Source organism: Polaromonas sp. P4_F9, from assembly GCF_056401235.1.
This window is the reverse complement of record NZ_JBFUJT010000024.1, coordinates 71992-88809: the sequence shown is the minus strand read 5'-3', so window position 1 is coordinate 88809 and position 16818 is coordinate 71992. Positions and strand designations below refer to the sequence as shown.

13 protein-coding genes and 1 tRNA gene are annotated in these 16818 nt (G+C 57.3%); 4 read left to right on the top strand and 10 right to left on the bottom strand.

Annotated elements, in window-relative coordinates; translation table 11 throughout:
* Both AC1DUB_RS19910 and aat read right to left on the bottom strand, forming a co-directional pair.
* Positions 1 to 735 (bottom strand): arginyltransferase (locus tag AC1DUB_RS19910; protein ID WP_477730947.1); only part of this gene is annotated, 735 nt, incomplete at its 3' end.
* Positions 732 to 1499, bottom strand: coding sequence for a leucyl/phenylalanyl-tRNA--protein transferase (gene aat, locus AC1DUB_RS19905; RefSeq protein ID WP_477730946.1), 768 nt, complete (start codon positions 1497 to 1499; stop codon positions 732 to 734). The genes AC1DUB_RS19910 and aat, both read right to left, overlap by 4 nt.
* On the opposite strand from aat, the gene AC1DUB_RS19900 reads away from it, so the two are divergent.
* Together AC1DUB_RS19900 and AC1DUB_RS19895 are read left to right on the top strand one after the other, a co-directional pair.
* Positions 1498 to 1686 (top strand): hypothetical protein, encoded by a 189-nt coding sequence (locus AC1DUB_RS19900; RefSeq protein WP_477730945.1) that lies wholly within the window; start codon positions 1498 to 1500, stop codon positions 1684 to 1686. The two genes, aat and AC1DUB_RS19900, sit on opposite strands and share 2 nt — an antisense overlap.
* 80 nt (positions 1687 to 1766) lie before the next feature.
* Positions 1767 to 1842, top strand: a tRNA-Asn gene (locus tag AC1DUB_RS19895).
* 43 nt (positions 1843 to 1885) lie between these two features.
* On the opposite strand, the gene AC1DUB_RS19890 is transcribed toward AC1DUB_RS19895, so the two are convergent.
* The 3 genes from AC1DUB_RS19890 to AC1DUB_RS19880 form a co-directional block, all read right to left on the bottom strand.
* Positions 1886 to 2932, bottom strand: a complete 1047-nt coding sequence (locus AC1DUB_RS19890; RefSeq protein WP_477730944.1) for a tyrosine-type recombinase/integrase — start codon at positions 2930 to 2932, stop codon at positions 1886 to 1888.
* A gap of 230 nt (positions 2933 to 3162) precedes the next feature.
* Positions 3163 to 4509, bottom strand: coding sequence for a hypothetical protein (locus tag AC1DUB_RS19885; protein ID WP_477730943.1), 1347 nt, complete (start codon positions 4507 to 4509; stop codon positions 3163 to 3165).
* A gap of 95 nt (positions 4510 to 4604) precedes the next feature.
* Complete coding sequence (locus AC1DUB_RS19880; RefSeq protein WP_477730942.1) at positions 4605 to 5381, bottom strand: hypothetical protein; 777 nt, start codon at positions 5379 to 5381, stop codon at positions 4605 to 4607.
* 210 nt (positions 5382 to 5591) lie between these two features.
* Between AC1DUB_RS19880 and AC1DUB_RS19875 the strand changes: the two genes are divergently transcribed.
* A complete protein-coding gene (locus AC1DUB_RS19875; RefSeq protein WP_477730941.1) occupies positions 5592 to 8309 on the top strand; it encodes a S1 RNA-binding domain-containing protein in 2718 nt (905 codons plus the stop codon).
* A 379-nt stretch (positions 8310 to 8688) separates the two neighbouring features.
* Here AC1DUB_RS19875 and AC1DUB_RS19870 read toward each other — a convergent pair whose 3' ends face one another.
* The 4 genes from AC1DUB_RS19870 to AC1DUB_RS19855 form a co-directional block, all read right to left on the bottom strand.
* Positions 8689 to 9747 carry a DUF2279 domain-containing protein gene (locus tag AC1DUB_RS19870; protein WP_477730940.1) on the bottom strand — a complete coding sequence of 353 codons (1059 nt, stop codon included), beginning with the start codon at positions 9745 to 9747 and terminating at the stop codon, positions 8689 to 8691.
* Between the two features lie 340 nt (positions 9748 to 10087).
* Positions 10088 to 11308, bottom strand: coding sequence for an MFS transporter (locus tag AC1DUB_RS19865; protein ID WP_477730939.1), 1221 nt, complete (start codon positions 11306 to 11308; stop codon positions 10088 to 10090).
* Between the two features lie 117 nt (positions 11309 to 11425).
* A complete protein-coding gene (locus AC1DUB_RS19860) occupies positions 11426 to 13813 on the bottom strand; it encodes a penicillin-binding protein 1A (protein WP_477730938.1) in 2388 nt (795 codons plus the stop codon).
* A 226-nt stretch (positions 13814 to 14039) separates the two neighbouring features.
* Positions 14040 to 14405 (bottom strand): SPW repeat protein, encoded by a 366-nt coding sequence (locus AC1DUB_RS19855; protein ID WP_477716824.1) that lies wholly within the window; start codon positions 14403 to 14405, stop codon positions 14040 to 14042.
* A gap of 253 nt (positions 14406 to 14658) precedes the next feature.
* Between AC1DUB_RS19855 and thiD the strand changes: the two genes are divergently transcribed.
* A complete protein-coding gene (gene thiD / locus AC1DUB_RS19850) occupies positions 14659 to 15504 on the top strand; it encodes a bifunctional hydroxymethylpyrimidine kinase/phosphomethylpyrimidine kinase (RefSeq protein WP_477730937.1) in 846 nt (281 codons plus the stop codon).
* Here the strand turns inward: thiD and AC1DUB_RS19845 are convergent.
* On the bottom strand, positions 15488 to 16795 hold the full coding sequence (locus tag AC1DUB_RS19845) for a purine-cytosine permease family protein (protein ID WP_477730936.1): 1308 nt from the start codon (positions 16793 to 16795) through the stop codon (positions 15488 to 15490). The two genes, thiD and AC1DUB_RS19845, sit on opposite strands and share 17 nt — an antisense overlap.
* Between the last annotated feature and the right edge of the window lie 23 nt (positions 16796 to 16818).

Here is a 16818-nt window from a genome sequence, read left to right as displayed (position 1 = left end):
GTGGGAGAGTGTCCATTGGCCGTTCAGCAGTACTTCGTTCGGTTTGAATCCGGCCTTGTAGCTCATTTTGGGACTTTGAGCGATCCAGTAACCCAGATACACGTAAGGCAACTCAAGCCGCCTGGCCTGCTCTATTTGCCAAAGGACGCTGTAGTTGCCATAGCTGGCTCGGGCGTCCGGTTCGTAAAACGTGTAAACCGCCGAGATCCCGTCTTCCAGCACGTCGAGAATGGAGACCATTTTCAGGGCGCCTGCCTCGCCATTGGGCAGGCTTTCCCGAAACTCCACCAGACGCGAATTCACGCGGCTTTGCAGCAGGAATTGCGTGTACTGGTCGATGCTGTCATGGTCCATGCCCCCGCCCGCATGCCGGCCGTTCTGGTAGCGCAGGTAGAGCTGGTAGTGCTCTGGCATGAAACACAGCTTGAGTACGCGTGCCTGCATCGTGTGATGCCGGTTCCACGCGCGTCGCTGGCTGCGATCTGCCTTAAAGCTTTTGACGGGCACACGAAGCGGAACGCAGGCCTGGCATCCATCGCAATAAGGCCGGTAGGTAAACATGCCACTACGCCGAAACCCGTTGGTCACAAGCTCCGAATAGGCGTCGTTGTGGATGAGGTGACTCGGGGTAGCAACCTGAGAACGCGCCTGCCTTCCCGGCAGGTAGCTGCAGGGATAGGGTGCCGTTGCATAAAACTGCAAGGTTTGCAGGGGCAGATCTTTGAGGTGCGTCACGGTAGCCTCGGCTTTTCAGCCGCCAGTATCTGATTCCAGTATACGGTTTCAAATTGCCAGGCGGGAGTGGTTTTCCCCACGTTTTGACCGAGATGGGTCGCGAAAGTGGTGCGGTCAATTTCAGCCGCCCCAAGGGATGCCAAATGCCGGGTGTTTTGCTGGCAGTCGATCATGGTGATCTGGTGGGCGCGGCAAAAGCTCACCAGCGCAGCCAGCGCGATCTTGGAGGCGTCGGTCTGATGAGCGAACATGGATTCTCCATATACCATCCGCCCCAGCTTCACGCAGTACAGGCCGCCAACCAACTCGCCCCGTGACCATGTTTCTACGCTATGGGCGTGCCCGGCCCGATGCAGGGCGCAGTAGGCTTGCACCATGTCCGGAACAATCCAGGTGCCTGGCTGGCCCGCGCGGGGTTGGCTGGCGCAGGCTTTGATAACACGGTCAAAGGCACTGTCAAACCGTATTTCGCACTCCGGATCGTCCAAAAAACGATTCAGGCTTTTGCGCAGGGATCGATGCAGCTTGAATTTTTCGGTATGCAGCACCATGCGAGGGTCTGGACTCCACCAGAGCACCGGCTGGCCCAGACTAAACCAGGGGAAAATCCCGCGCGAATAAGCCTGAATCAACGTTGGCACATCAAGCGCCGCGCCAGCGGCCAACAGACCGGGGGCAGGGTCGTGACGCCCCCAAGCGAATTCCAGCGGAGGAAAATTCTCCCCGGCGGCAAGCCAGGGTACGGGGCGCGGCAGTTTTCCCATGGCTCAGAATCTCGGCAACATGAGGGCTTTAAAAATGTTTCAGGAGAGACATCTGCAGATGGTAGCTGAGCTGGCAGCTTTGAGTGGGCGCGGTGGATTGGCAGGGCTTGATGTTTTTGCTATTAAGTTGATAGCAAATGCGTCCTGTATAAAAATCGGCGATCCTCGTTTGTTGTTTGTGGAATAAAAACTGCCGATGAGGTGCGTTGATAAGAATTCGTCGCGCGGAAAAGTGGAGAAAAATGACGCTATAATCCAAGGCTGTATTCCTCAATAGCTCAGTTGGTAGAGCGCCGGACTGTTAATCCGTAGGTCCCTGGTTCGAGCCCAGGTTGAGGAGCCATATAAAACAAGGCCTCGCACGAAAGTGCGGGGCTTTCGTCTTTCTAAACGTGACGAAAACGTGACAAGTCGACCACGTTCCGGCCACTCCCTCCGCGCTCGATTCGAGACGCTGCGGACAACAAGTTCTCGGTTGCAAATTTGGCGTAGCGGTCCACCATCGTTCGCGACTTCCAGCCGCCCAGGTCCTTGAGTTCATCGCAAGATGTACCCGCCTGGCGGTGCCAGGATGCCCAGGTGTGGCGCAAGTCATGAAAACGGAAGTCCGCAATCCCCGCTTTCGCCAACGCGTTGTGCCAGGCCGTGTTGGTCACGTCCGCCCGCAAGGGCTGGCCTTTGTACGCAAAGCAAAATTGCAGGTGGTTCCCGATCTGCTGTTTCAACACTTCAATCGCATCTTCATTTAACGGTACTCCCCGAGGCGTGCCATTCTTGGTTTTGTTGAGCCAGGCGGTATGCCGGTTCAAGTCCACCCGAGCCCACTCCAGACCCGTTATCTCGGACGCGCGGCAGCCTGTTGCCAGGGCAAACCGCACCAGGGCCGCCAGATGGGGCGCGCAGTGGCGAATCAAGCGATCCGCTTCCTCATGCGTCAACCAGCGGTCCCGCTCGACCTCACCGCCCAGGAGTTTGATCTTCGGAAAGTGATCGATCCACTGCCATTCATCGCGTGCCATCCGCAGCAGGCTGCGCATGGTGGACAAATAGCGATTGACCGTCGCAGGCTTGTTCCCCTTCTTGAGCTCTCCCTGGACAATCGACCAGATGACATCCCCATTGATCTGGTTCAGCATCATGGTCCCCAGGTAAGGATCAAGCAGGCGGCAAATCCGCTGCACATCCGAAAAACTTCTCAGGGTCCGTTTCAGTTCGAGGTACCGGACAACGGCTTCTTGCCAACTCCGCTGCGGCTTGATGCCAAAGTGAGTTTCCCGATACGCATCCAGCTTGAGTTTTGCTAGATAGGCTTCGGCATCCTCCTTGACGTCAGTCCCAGCGCTTTGGCGTACTCTTTTGCCGTTGGGGAGCGTTGCATTGATCCACCAGAAACCGGAATCCGGCCTCCGATAGATTCCTTCATGACGGGCCATAAATTCTCCTTTCCGGCCCGCCTTCGCTCGGCTTTATAGTCATCGAGCCAGGCATCGATGTCAAGTTTGTCGTAGACGCAGCGACGACCAAAGCGCACATGAGGGATAGCCAGCTCAGCCAGCAAGGTGAGCCCGATCCCCAGGTAGGCCGCCGCTTGTTCCTTGCTGAGACAGCGCGCCGCAGGCAGCGGTAAGCCCGTTTCGTCAGGCGTTTTATCCATGACAGCCCCTTATTCACCACGAGAGGCCTTGCGATATGCCTTGACGCCTTCGGACTCCTCGGGTTCGACATCCTCTCCCTGGAAGTTCACCCCGGCGTTAAACAACCTGGAGCGCGCCGCCACCCGTTGAATCAGCAACTCATCGACCTCCAGGCCCTGGTGGTAGGCGACGTCCTGGAAGTGCTGGTGCATCTTGCCGAGCAGGCCATCGATGGCCACGTTCTTGTCGTCGAGCTGGTGAATGGCCATGTACGAGGCCAGAGAGCCGAACACCGTGCTGTACAGCCGTTTCTCGTCCGGCAACCGGGCATTGTTAAAGCGCTTGAGCAAGACCCCGCCCGAAGTGTCCCAATCGACGCAGGCGAGGGCGGTCCACAGTGGATGGGTCGGCCAGCGCGCCCGCGTCCCGTCATTGGGGTTGGGTTCCGTCAGCCTTAGCCATTCAGTCGTCGCATAGCTCCACAGGCCATTCAGGTTCACCAGGACGCTCTCCAGCGACGAGAGCTGCCTCTCCTTGAGGTAATCCCGTTTGAACTCGAATTCGAGCCGCCAGACCTGCTGGCCGGGCTCCCAACCGGCAGGCAGCCAGAGATTCGTGGCCCAGGCCTTGCCGCTGTGGTTGAGTTCCCGGGTCTTGTCGTAGAGGCGGGCGGCAATCACGCCACCCATGCCGACGGTCCAGCCGGTGAATTGCTGGTCTTTGGCGTAGCTGTGAATCTCAACGGCTCGCGTTACCCAGGCGGAGCGGTGCCAGGAGTCCATCTCGCAAGGCGAACTGAAGTCCGCAGCCAGGTCGATGCGGCTCACCATATTTCTTCCGCTTATGTCGCCGAACTCCAAGAGCAGGACCTCGAGTTCTTCCTGGACGGCCCGGGGGCCCCTGTGCGCCAGGTACTCCGCCGACACCTTGACGTAGGCCATGGGCAGCTTCTTGCCGGGTCGGGAAAACTGGATGCGGTAGGCGTTGTCATCCAGAACAAACGGGAACATGCCTGCCCCCTTGTCCTTGACCTCGAAGATGTGGTTTCCGGCCACGTACTGGGCTTTGGCCTGTTCGGTAAGGTGAGGGGACTGAGCCTTATTTTTCAGGTCAACCAGGCGGACCAGAACCCCGGAATGCATGTCGCCAGGGTAGGAGAGGTACAGACTGTCAACCGCCAGGCGAAGCAGCCGAAAACCATCCGGTAGGGTGTTGTTGCTGTTATGGGGTGCTGTGTTACTAGGCGACGCACCCTGAAGACCTTCCGACCCGGATTCGCTGGCCGGCGCTGCGCGCTCGTCCACGAATGCCGGGTCGGCTGATTGAGGGAGGGGAGAGCTGCCGGCAGACTTACCTGCATTGGACGAGGTAGACATTTGAAATCCTTTCCGTGCCAGCTTGCGAAATGCTCTGGACGGATATGGATTTCATACATGTAGGCCGCTTTGGGCGACCATCTGAAATTGCAATTTCAGATGGTTTTAATTTTCTTGGACTGGGTGTATTGGGTGCGAAGGTTCTTACGAGCCGAAGGGGTGTTGGGGTAGACCTTCAACGTATGAACGAGGAGGTTTTCAAGCTGAATATCGGAAAGTCCGCCGACCCCTAGTTCGCGCAATATAACCAAGGAATACCGAAGGTCACAGTAAGCCGCCCAGTGCTTCTGGGTAGGGCCTTTGAGCGCATTTCTCAGTCGCAAAAAGAAACGCTTATCGTTGCGCATTGCTGCCCTGGCAATCTTGTCCGCAATGGTCGAGCAGTTCATTGCTGTTCGGTCAACCCTGATCGCATTGAACAGGGAGTCCATGTTGTCGTCTTCTCGCACCTCCTGGACCAACCCGGACATGCTTCGCTGGAAGAGCATCACGCTCAAAATGGTGCGTTGCAAGGAGTAGGCCAGACCCACCAGGTCTTGAGGTGTGAAGTCCGGATGGGTGGCCGTGTCATCTACGGAATCCTCTGTGGGCCACCCATTCAGAACCTGCTGTTGAGGATCTTCAGCTTTGGCTATATCGCTTAGCCACCTCACCTGATCAAAAGCAATAACGGCGGTGGCGATGTGTTCGGCGAAGGAAACCTCGTAAATTTCACTCCAGTTGAAGTCCTTCACCATGAGGGTGTCGAATTTCTCTTTGGGCACATCTGCGAGCAGCCCTTCAAGCTCGCCGCGCTGTCTTCGAAGTTCTGGCAGCTTGCCTATAAATTCCTTGAATTGGTCAGCGGTGAGTTTTCCGTACTCCTTTGGCATATTTGCTGGTTTGTCCTTGCGAGTAGTGTAATGTTACGGTTGATCACAGGGGCTGAGTCAGGCTAGAGGAGTCTTGGCGGCTCCTAGGACTGCACCGTGCTTCTCTACATGGTTTAACTGCATGGCGAACTGGCATTTTAGTTTCAGTGCACTTGGATCAGCGTTCGGAAAAAACATTGTTCTTCAGAAAACAGACTTAGGAGGATTTAAATGGCTTCGGAATCAGCTTGGGCAACCACAGTCGAACTAGCGACTGAAAGTGACGTGGAGCAAAAATTTATAGCCAGGCTCCTAGTCGAGCAGCCACCTTTTGGCCTCGGCTATTTGGAAAATGACTTCCTTACGAAAATTGATATTCGAAAACTAGCCATTGACAAGGGCAAGGGTAAAAAACTTTATTACCCCGATTACGCTGTGATCTGCGATGGGTTACCGCTAGTCATTATTGAAGCAAAGACTCCGGGAGAGGACTTGGATGAGGCCTTAAGAGAGGCGCGTCTTTATGCTTCAGAGATCAATTCGTCGTATCAGAGGAACGTTAATCCCTGCGAAAGGGTAATCGCGACGGATGGAATTAACCTGATCGCGTCATTCTGGGATCAGGCTGATCCGCTCATCCGCATCAAGCGAGATCAATTTCACCCTGCCAGTGTCGAATTTGCCAATTTTCTGGAGTTTGCCTCGAAGGCGAGCATCAAGAGGAGAGCTGCCGAGCTTCTTCGAACAGTGCGAACTACGGCCCGATATTTCAAGCCAGTTCATATGCTAGGTGGCAAATCGATTGCCAACGAAACTGTTGGCGACAACTCGTTTGGTACCAATGTATCTATCGAATACAAATATCTGTTTAACCCAGAAAGTGTGGCTGACCGCGAAGCGGTTATACACAACGCGTACGTGAGTTCCAAGAAAAAACAAGCACACGTAGCGCCAATAGATAAACTAATTCGTACCGCGTTGCCAAGACAGTTAGTTGACGCAAAGCTTATTGATGACTCGGGGGACGCTTCGCCAATATTCGAAAGTGTCCAAACATTCGGAAGAGCGCGAAGCGAAATTTGCCTACTGATAGGTAGCGTAGGCTCAGGAAAGTCCACTTTTACAGACTACCTAAAATTAGAGGCGCTGCCGTCGGCTTTGGCGCATTCCACGGAGTGGGTAAACATTAACCTTAATAAAGCACCTTTGTCCAGGGACCTCATATATCAATGGGTCGTTAACGAGGTAATAGAGGCAATTGCACAAAACTATCCTGCGCTAGACTTTTCCGCTTTGGAGACGATAAAAAAAATCTATTCGAGAGAATTAAGTTTGCTAGAAAAAGGACGAGCCAGCTTATTCTCTAAAGATTCTGATCGCTATCGTGAAATCATCTTCGATGAAATTAGCATGCTGCAGAAGGACATCGTCGCTACGCTAGCGGGGATCATCAACTTAGTTCACAAAGGCACAAATAAGCTCCTAGTCATCGTATTAGACAACTGCGACAAGCGAAATAGAGATGATCAATTGTTGATGTTCGAGGTGGCCTCGTGGTTGAAGAGCAGCTTCGCCTGCATGGTGTTTCTCCCACTACGGGACACAACTTACGATCAGTATCGGAACGAGCCTCCGCTTGATACTGTCATTAAAGATCTGGTATTTAGAATTGATCCACCTCTTCTGGAAAAGGTTATCTACGCTCGGCTGAACTATGCGCTTCGAGAGATTGACAACCAAAGCGCAAAGTTCACCTTCCACCTGTCGAATAGTATGAAGGTCGAGTGTGCAAGGTCCGAGGTGGGTGTCTATTTAAAGGCGATTATTGCCTCACTGTTTCAAGATCAGCTTTTCAGGCGAATTATTACTGGGCTAGCCGGAAGAAATATCAGGAAAGGACTTGAAATACTCTTGGATTTTTGTAAGAGCGGTCACATCGGCGCTGACGAGATACTAAAGATACGGACTTCAGTTGGGGAATACAAGATTCCCAACCATGTTATTGCGAAGATTCTCTTGAAGGGAAAGCGCAAATACTACGGAGACATCGAATCAAATATAAAGAATTTGTTTAGCTCGGATGATGGCGATGATCTACCCGATCCATTTGTAAGAATTGCCATACTCCAATGGCTGAAAAATCGGTGGAGAGAGATTGGTCCGAACCGAATCGTGGGATTTCATCAAACGTCACAGCTGATCGGAGATCTTCAGAAGGCAGGGCATGCTGAGCAACGAATAATGAAAGAGCTTGGGGCGCTCGTTTCTGCTGGATGTATTTTTTCAGAAACTCAGACAAACGTCTTGGACTACCGAGATTTGATATCAATCGCCCCCTCTGGGCAAATTCACCTTGATTTGCTGCGAAATGTTAACTACTTATCAGCCATTTCAGAAGACGTTTTGTTTAGAGAAAATCAAGTCGCAAAGCAAATTGCGGACAACATAGTTGGGCGGGGAAAGTACAGAAGCGACAGTCGCCAAACGGTCATCAGCAACGGGATGCTTTTGATTAACTATCTTGCCGGATATCAGGAGAAATTTCTCTTAGGCCAAGCGAAAGTGCTTGCTAATGCTAAAGCTGCCGATGCGTTTGATATAGGCGAGCTAAAGGAGCTGTTAGATAACCTATTTGTTAATGATGGAGTGCTCCGCAACGCAAATATTATGGAGTTAGAGCATCCGCTAGGCTCAGAGATCGAAGGTCAAATCGTCTCAATGCAAGATTACGGCTTTTTTGTGGAGTTCGGCTTGCATGGTAGTGGGCTTGTACACAAGTCAAATTTCACTCAGGCTAATCTTGAGGTCGTCGATCTGTTGGAGGTCGGAGATTGGATACTTGTGAAGGTGCTTCGTTATGCAGCAGATAAGGGACGATTTGACTTGGAATTACTCGGTTTGACAGCCGAAACGCAGTTCCAAATTGAAAACCACATTGGAACTCAATGAGGAAGCTATTGCCTTTTTTTTGACAATGCCTCCAGTCATAAGACAAGATAAAAAGACGTGACAATCTTGGTGAGTTCTGACGAAACCTGACGAGCGAAGGCGAGCATAAGTCATTGATAAATAAGGGTTTTATCCCCCTGTTAATCCGTAGGTCCCTGGTTCGAGCCCAGGTTGAGGAGCCATATAAGCCGCATCGGCATTTAAAAGCCCGCTATCGAAATGGTAGTGGGCTTTTTTCTTGTTTGGCATTTATTAGGCGATTGCCTGATATCCAGTGCTTCACCGGTACTCAACTTTGTTGGCGGTTGTGGTTAGCTTGGCGCGACTGGCTTATGTCGGGCATATCCTCATCGGTTTCCACCGGGTAGCCGTCAACCAGTCAACGGATGACGTGATCGGTCTGCATTGTGGCGGCGGGGATTTGTATGAACTCGAAGAAGGTCTCGGTCACGCGCTGGGTGCGCGAGGGACTGGCGTTGCCCTTGTAAACCGTGTTGCGCAGCAGTTCCGACAGGTTGAGTGATATGCCGAAGTAGGCGTGGCGGGTCGGCGGCGTCAGCGCACGCGAGTTTGTGTCGAAGTTGCGCGTTCCGTAGCCGAGGTTAATCTCAAGGTACTTGAGCAGCGGGTGCTGCTTGAATGCCGGCACGCCGCTGGCCTTGAGCACCAGCAGGTAGCGCTGGCTGGAATAGTCGCCAAACGGATCGAATTTGTGCCCTCCTGACGGCGAGCTGTATTGAAGTCGTAGATCGATCAGCGCGTCCAGCTTCGGGTTGCGCTCCATCATATAAGCCAGTGCGCCGCCTGCAAGATTGGCCACGGCATCTTCTTTTGAGAAGCGCCATTTCTTGGAAAAGCCGTCGATCAGCTCGACTCCCATCAAGGTACCGACCGATGTCCATAGACCCAGCTTCAAGGCGGTTGTTGAATCGTTGCCCGCCCACTCGAAAGCCCGCGTCAACAACCGGGTACCGGTGTAGGCAAACATGGCATGGCCGAGCTTGTCGGCGCCCCCAGAATTCGTGTCCTGCCCGAACCAGCCTTCATTGACGGTCTTGAAGCCGCCGGCGAACCCGTCTCGCCACCATTTGGCCCGCCCGTAGGCCAGCGTTCCGCCGATGCTGGTGGCCATCAGCGCAGCAGTGCGAAAGCGTGTGGTTCTTTCATTGAGCACTGCAGGCTGCGCGGGTACAGGTTCTGCTGCAGCGGATGCTTCGTCTACAAGCGTTCGCGGCTGATCGCCTGCTGGCTGGGCAGCGGGAATCCCGGCGGTATCCGGTGTCATAGCCGCGGCGGTGGCGTCGTTCAGTACAGCAACTTCCCAGTCATCTTGCTGCGCTATTGAAAGTTGCGAGGCGAAGATCAGTCTTTCGTCGATGGTGGGCGGCGGCGATGCAATGCTGGAGGTGGAAAATAGACTGACTGCGGCGATCAGCAAGCCTGCGTTGAGGTTTCGAGGCTTGAGGAGGAAGTACATGCCGCTGGTCCTTGTTAATTGCCTGCAGGCATTATGAGAGTCGCAGTGTAATTTCAGCTACTCCTGTGCGGGTCCTCTAATTCCAAAGGTGCGGTTTTGCCGTGACAAGCTTGGCAGTTCCTGGCGAAATGTGATGAGCGAAGGCGGGTATAAGTTATTGAAAAGTAAGGATTTTTATCCCCCCTGTTTCACCGTAGGCCCCTGGCTCGAGCCCAGGTTGAGGAGCGATATAAAGAAAGCAAGGGCCCGCACGTAAAGGTAAAGTGCAGGCCCTTTGTCTTTCTGTGATCGCGCCCTGAATTCACTGCCGGCGCATCAACTCCTCACGCCGGCGCAAGGCCCGCGCGAAGAAAATGCCGGCGCTTACCAGCACGCCGCCTCCCAGCGTGATCACGGAACCGGAACCAATCCGCTCCACCAGGCCGGCGGCCAGTAACACGCCGACCGACTGGCCCATGAAGAGTGCCGAGGCGAAAAGCGACACGCCTGTGCCGCGCGCCTTGGGTGCCATCTGCGTGGCATTGGTCTGCATGGTGTTGTGGAACATGAAGAAGCCAAAGCCGGCGATCAGGCACGCCGGAAGGCTGGGCAGCCAGTGCGGCGTGAACCCCAGCACCAGGGCAGACAGCCCCATCAGGCAGACCCCCAGCACGGTAAGCCCTTGTTCACCCAGGCGGCGAATCAGGTGGCGCGCTACCGCCATATAGAGCATGCCGCCCAGACCGAACAGCGCCACAATGGCGCCAGCCGCCGACAGCGACAGGCCCTGTGCCCGGTGCAGATGCGACGCCCAGATGGCCAGAACGCCGAAGCCCGCCGCGCCCTCGACGAAAGCGACCCCCAGCACGATGCGCGACCACGGCCCGGTGATGATGATGAGTGCCTGCGCCACAAAACCAGGCCGCACGATGGGTTCGGTGCTGGTGACCGGTACGTGCGCAGTTTGCTGGCGGCGCCGGTCGACGTAGAGGAGCGATCCCACCACGCCGAACAGCAGCGTCATGAGCCCGAACGCCCAGCGCCAACCCAGCGTGTCGGTCAGCAAGCCACCCACCAGCTGGCCACACACAATGCCCAGCGTGGTGCCAAGGCCGACACGTGCCAGCGTTTCCTGGCGCAGCTCGTAGGCGACGGTGTCGCCGATCCATGCCATGGATAGCGGAATAATGGCCGCCGCGCCCAGCGCAACCATGACACGCGCCAGCACCAGCATGTCCAGGCTGACAGCAAAAACCGACATGAGGTTACCCGCGCAACACGACAGCGTGGCAAATGTGACGATGCCGAACTTGCTCAGCCGGTCGCCCAGCGGGCCATAAACCAGCTGCGCCAGACCGTATACCACCGCAAATACCGAGACCACCTGCGCTGCCTGCGCAAGGCTTACGGAAAAAGTGCGCGACAGCTCGGGCAGCATTGCGTCGCAAATACGCTGTACCGCCATGCTGGCAAAGGTGGCAAACGACAGCAGCAGGACGGAACGTCGCGTAGCCGCGGAGAGGGTGACAGAACCAGTGCTCATGGATGAATGAAGTCAGGCTGATCGGGTACGCCAGTTCAGTACGGGCTGGAGCCAGACGCCTGTGCCGGTCGATTGTAGGCAGCGCCGGCCCGCGTACCTGTCGGGGTGTTTGAGAGCTTACTGCCCGGTGCTGGCGTTTTCAGGTGCCGTGGATTCACGCAGGATAGGGTCGCCGCCGCGATCGGGTGGGGCGGTCGGTCGGGAGGGGACGAACACGAACCGCGGATCCGTGGCGCCGGGGGGCGCCCCCGCTTGCGAAGGCGCGTTAGGCAAAACAAGGACTGATGGCGCAGCGGGCATGGGCGGCGTGGCTGGTTCGGGTGCCGGAATAACCTCGGCGTCGGGAACCGGTGCTGGTGGCTGTGCGGGGCTGGGGGGGAACAGGCTGCTGAACCAGTCATTTACCTGACCCGCCATGCCACCGTTTTGCGGTGCGGAAAATCGTGCCTGCTGGTCTATCACCCGTGTACGCAGCGACTGCGCAAAGAAGTCACCGACGATGGGCAGTGCACTGCGGGCGCCTTGCCCCCAGTAGTCGCCCATCGTCACCCGGTTATCGTTGAAGCCGACCCAGGCCCCGGCCACCAGCTGCGGGTGCATCAGGATAAACCAGCCATCGGTGTTGTCCTGGGTGGTGCCGGTCTTGCCCGCCACGTCGGCCTGAATGCCGTACCGGCTGCGAATGCCGGCACCGGTGCCCTGGTCAATGACGCCGCGCATCACATCGACCAGCGTTTGTGCATGGGCCAGCGACATGGCCTGCTCCGGCGGTTTGGCTTGGAACGCTTCAAGCACCTTCCCATGGCGGTCTTCTACAGCGGTGACCAGAATCGGCTCAATGTAGTTGCCGCTATTGGCGATGGTGCTGTAGGCCGAGACCATTTCCTTCAAGGTGACCGGGCTGGTTCCGAGTGCGAGCGATGGCACTTCCTCCAGCTTGCTTTGGCGCACGCCCATGGCATGGGCCAGTTTGGCTACCTTCGCGGGCCCTACCGTCTGCATGACCTGGGCGGTGATGGTGTTCTTGGAATACACCAGCCCATCGCGCAGGGTCATCGTCAATCCACTGGGCGCGCCGGCGTCGGTGGGTCGCCAGACGGTGCCGCCCCCCAGCGGTATCTCCACCGCCTGGTCTACAAAAGCGTCGGTGGGTTGGGCGCCCTGCTCGAAGGCTGCGCCGTAAACAAAGGGCTTGAAGGTCGAGCCGGGCTGCCTGCGCGCCTGTTGCACATGGTCGAACTGGTCCTGTGCAAAGTCACGGCTGCCGACCCAGGCCATCACATGTCCGTTTCTCGGGTCCATGGCCACAAAGCCGGCCTGCAGGCGGGTCTTGTCCTCGCGCAGCGCTCGCATCGTGGCCGCATCGGCCTGCACCTGCTTTAGCGCCTGCTCGTCGGTCTGTCCTGATTCACGTGCGACCCTGTAGTCGCGCGTGTCCCGCACAAGGGCACGTACCAGCTCTTTTTTTGTGCCCCAGGCCCGTGGTCCCCACTCGGCGTTGGCTGAGGCCTGCAGGCTGTTGGCCTGGCGCACCACCGCCTGGCTGGCCAGTTTCTGCAGCCGCGAATCGATGGTGGTGCGTACCACCAGGCCATCGGCGTAAATGTTGTAGTCGTTGCGGTCGGCCCATTCGATCAGCCATTTGCGCAGGTGCTGTGCGACGTGAGGCGCCATACCTAAGGGCTCGGTCTGCCGCTCGAAGTCTATCTTCAGTGGCCTTTTCTTCAGTGCCTCCAGCCTGTTGGCGTCCAGCTTCTGGTGCTTGGCCATCTGGCCGAGCACGGTGTTGCGGCGCTGCACGGCGCGCTCAGGGTTCAACACCGGGTTGTAATAACTGGTGCCCTTCAACATGCCGATCAGCGTGGCGCTCTCCAGCACATCCAGCTCGTCAGCCGACTTGTCGAAATAGGTGCGCGCCGCCATTTCAATGCCATAGGCGTTGTAGAGGAAGGGCACGGTGTTCAGGTAGGTTTCAAGAATCTCCTGCTTGGTATAAACGGCCTCAATTTTCAGTGCCGTGATGACCTCCTTGAACTTGCGCGTCAAACTCCGTGCGCGGCCGACCTCCTCGGGATACAGGTTGCGCGCGAGCTGCTGCGTGATGGTCGAGCCGCCCTGCAGGTCGCCGGTAAACGTATGAAACACCGAGGAGACCGTTCGCCTGATGTCGACACCGTGGTGCTCATAAAAACGGTGGTCCTCGGTGGTGATCAGCGCAGCCACCACGTTGGGCGAAATGTCGGCGAGCTTGACCCAGTCGCGGTTGGCGCGCTTGAACAGGGCCAGTTCTTTCCCATCCGCTGACAGGACCACCGCAGGCTGCTGCAATTTGGCTTTTCTGACGTCCTTGATGCTCGGGGTAAAAGGAGTCAGGACCAGCACATACAGCAGCAACAGCACAGGCAAGGCCGCCAGCGCTAAAACCATGCCGCGCCGGGTAGGGTGGCGCAGTCGGTGAAGTACGTCAATAGCAAGGGGTTGGAGGCGGACAAGAATTTTTTTCATCAGCCCCCAGTGTAGGGCTGAGCGCCTGGCGGGGGCCGCGTGCCGGGCGTGCTGGCGGCATGGTCCGACATGGTTTTCAGAAACAGCAGCACCCCCGCCCACTGCATGGGGTTATTGGTAATTGCAATGCTCAGCAGGTACGCACCCAGCCGGTGCTGCAATAAGCTGCACTGTCCAGAAGTTCAAGGCCCGCCCGCACCGGCCAGGGCAGCGGTCGGTACGTGGATCAGTGCGCTATTCGCTCGCGCAACCAGCCGTTGTAGTCTTTGTCAATCAACAGCGTCCACAGAGCCAGCGCGGCGACAACTATCCCCGCAATCAGCGTACTCAGCATGGCATTGCGATGCATGCTGAACCCGAGTGCCCAAGGCGAGGCCATCAGCCACAGCCCGATTGCGCCTTCGGTCAATTCCTCCCATGCGCGCGGAACGAAGGTTGCCCCCAGCGCCGCGGCCAGCAGGGCCAGCCCAAAGACGACCGCATTCGCCATGGCCACCTGTGTGTCCTGAAATCCCAGAGCCCAAGGTGAAAGAATGACCCATACCCCGACAAGGGCATTTAAGGGGTCTTGCCAATGCTTCGGTTGCCTCATGATTACACCTCCTGTCACTGGAAATATCACCAAGTGACAGAATTTAGACCGGTCACCCCCAACTTTGTTCCCCCGTTCATCGCTTCCCCCGCGGTTCCTGGGTACAAAGGTTCGGGGAGCCAACTTTGGGCGGAAATAGCAGCCTTGCTGGCATCTGTGGTATCTGTTCAGGCCGGCGCAATACACTTCAGTGGAGGTAGCCATCCCGTATACAGTGGGCCGGCTGCAAGCGTGAAATGGACCGGAATCAGGAATGATGAATCAAGCTTTTGAATTTGAATACCCGCGCGTACTTTCGATTGCGGGGTCCGACAGCAGCGGCGGCGCCGGCATTCAGGCGGATTTGAAAACCTTTGCCGCGCTGGGTTGCTACGGCATGACGGCGATCACCGCGCTGACCGCTCAAAACACCTTGGGCGTTCGGGCTATTCACGGCGTTCCGCCGGCGATGCTGCGGGACCAGATTGATGCAGTGGTCGAGGATGTGGGTCTGGACGCGGTGAAGATTGGCATGTTGCATGCCCCGGATATTGTGCAAACCGTGGCTCAGGCCATCGATCGCCATGGGCTCAAAAATGTGGTGCTGGACCCGGTGATGGTTGCCACCAGCGGTGCCATGCTGATCGACAACCCGGCTATTGCTGTACTGGTCAATGAGCTGTTTTGGCGTGCAGCCGTGGTCACGCCAAATCTGGATGAGGCTTCATTGCTGGTTGGCCGGCCGCTGGACAGCGAGGGGGCAATGCAGATCGCTGCACAAGAGCTGCTGGCAAAAGGCGCGCGGGCGGTTTTGCTTAAAGGGGGGCATTTGGCCGGCGAGGTGGTGAGTGATTTATTGGTTACCAGCAGCGGGGAGCTGCACTGGATGCGCGCCCCGCGCATTCATAGCCGCAACACCCATGGCACGGGCTGTACCCTGTCGTCCGCGATTGCCGCGCACCTGGCGCTGGGGGCCTCACTGCTGGGCGCTGTACAGCTGGCACGGGCCTATGTGCGCGCGGCGTTGGAGGCCGGTGCCAACGTGCGCACCGGTGCCGGCAGCGGGCCCCTCAACCATGGTTACGCACCCCAGGCCATGCGGCTCAAGCCTCTAGGTTGACCCCTGGACGGCTCACACGTGTGAGGCCCGCCAGCACAAACGTCAGTACCAGCGTGGGCAGGGCGGCGCCCCAGCCAGGCGCCAGTTGTGCGCAGAGGTGGTAACAGGCAATCCCCAGCAGCCAGATAAGCACGGCGCTGGTGTTGACCTTGCGCCTGGTAACGAGCAGCGCCACCTCGGGGTGCCCGGCCAATCTCGCCAGAATGACGCCGTACAGCGGTACAAAGACTGAACTGAGCATCAGCAAAAACGGCTCCAGGCTGTGCATGGGCAGCACCAGGGCCAGCGCCGTACACAGCAGGGCCAGCGCCATGCCCCAAGCCCGCACGCTCCAGTTGGGCTTGAGGCTGTGGCCTGCGACCGAGCCTGAGTAAACATCGCCGTAGGCGTTGTCCACTTCGTCGATCAGAATCAGCCCCAGCGCAAGCAGGCCGCCTTGCGCCAGCAGCAGCGCCGCCACCAGGTCGGTGGCGGGTGTCGTCAGGGCCACCAGCACGCCCAGCGCATAGCACCAGGTATTGGCAATGGCATAGCCCAGCCAGGTGCCGCGCAGGGCGCTTTTGCCGTCACGCCCGTGTCGCGCAAAGTCTGCGACCAGGGGCAACCATGAGACCGGCATGGCGATCACCAGATCGAGCGCTTGCAGTGTGCTCATGCCGCCTTCGCCGGGGCGATTCCACAGCGCGGCGATGCCCTGATGGTCTGCCCTTGCAAGAAATTGCCAGCTTAGCCACAACAGGGAGGCGATCACCAGCGGCAGACCGTAGCGGCCTATGAATTTGCGCACCAGTTTCACCATGGAGCCCGACAGCAGGGCCAGCAGTATGCCGCCCCAGAGCACTGTGGCCAGGATGGGCCAGAAGGTGCCGGAAAAACTGCCGGACTGGCGTGCAATGGCCACTGTGCCGTCGCGCATGATGACGAGCTCGAAAGTAGTCCAGCCGATGAGCTGCACGATATTCAGCAGCACGGGCAGGCGCGCGAAGCTGCTTCCGTAAGTGGCATGCATCAGGCCAGCACTTGAGAGACCGCTGTCACAGCCGATTCTGGCGGTCCAGGCCAGCAAACCCGCGCCAATGACCGAGCCGCAGACAATGACCCCAAGAGCTGCCTTGGCGCCCAGTGCGGGTACGAGGTAGGCACCGACCTGCATGACGAGCAGGCCGACGCCGAGGCTGAGCCAGAGCGCGGCATGATCGCGCCAGCCGAACAGGCGCTCATTCGCCGCCAGCGGCGTGAGTGCAGTATTGCCTGCGCTGGAGGAGGGGGGAGAGGGGGGTGATGTCGGCATGGTGGCCATCAACTGCTCCGTTC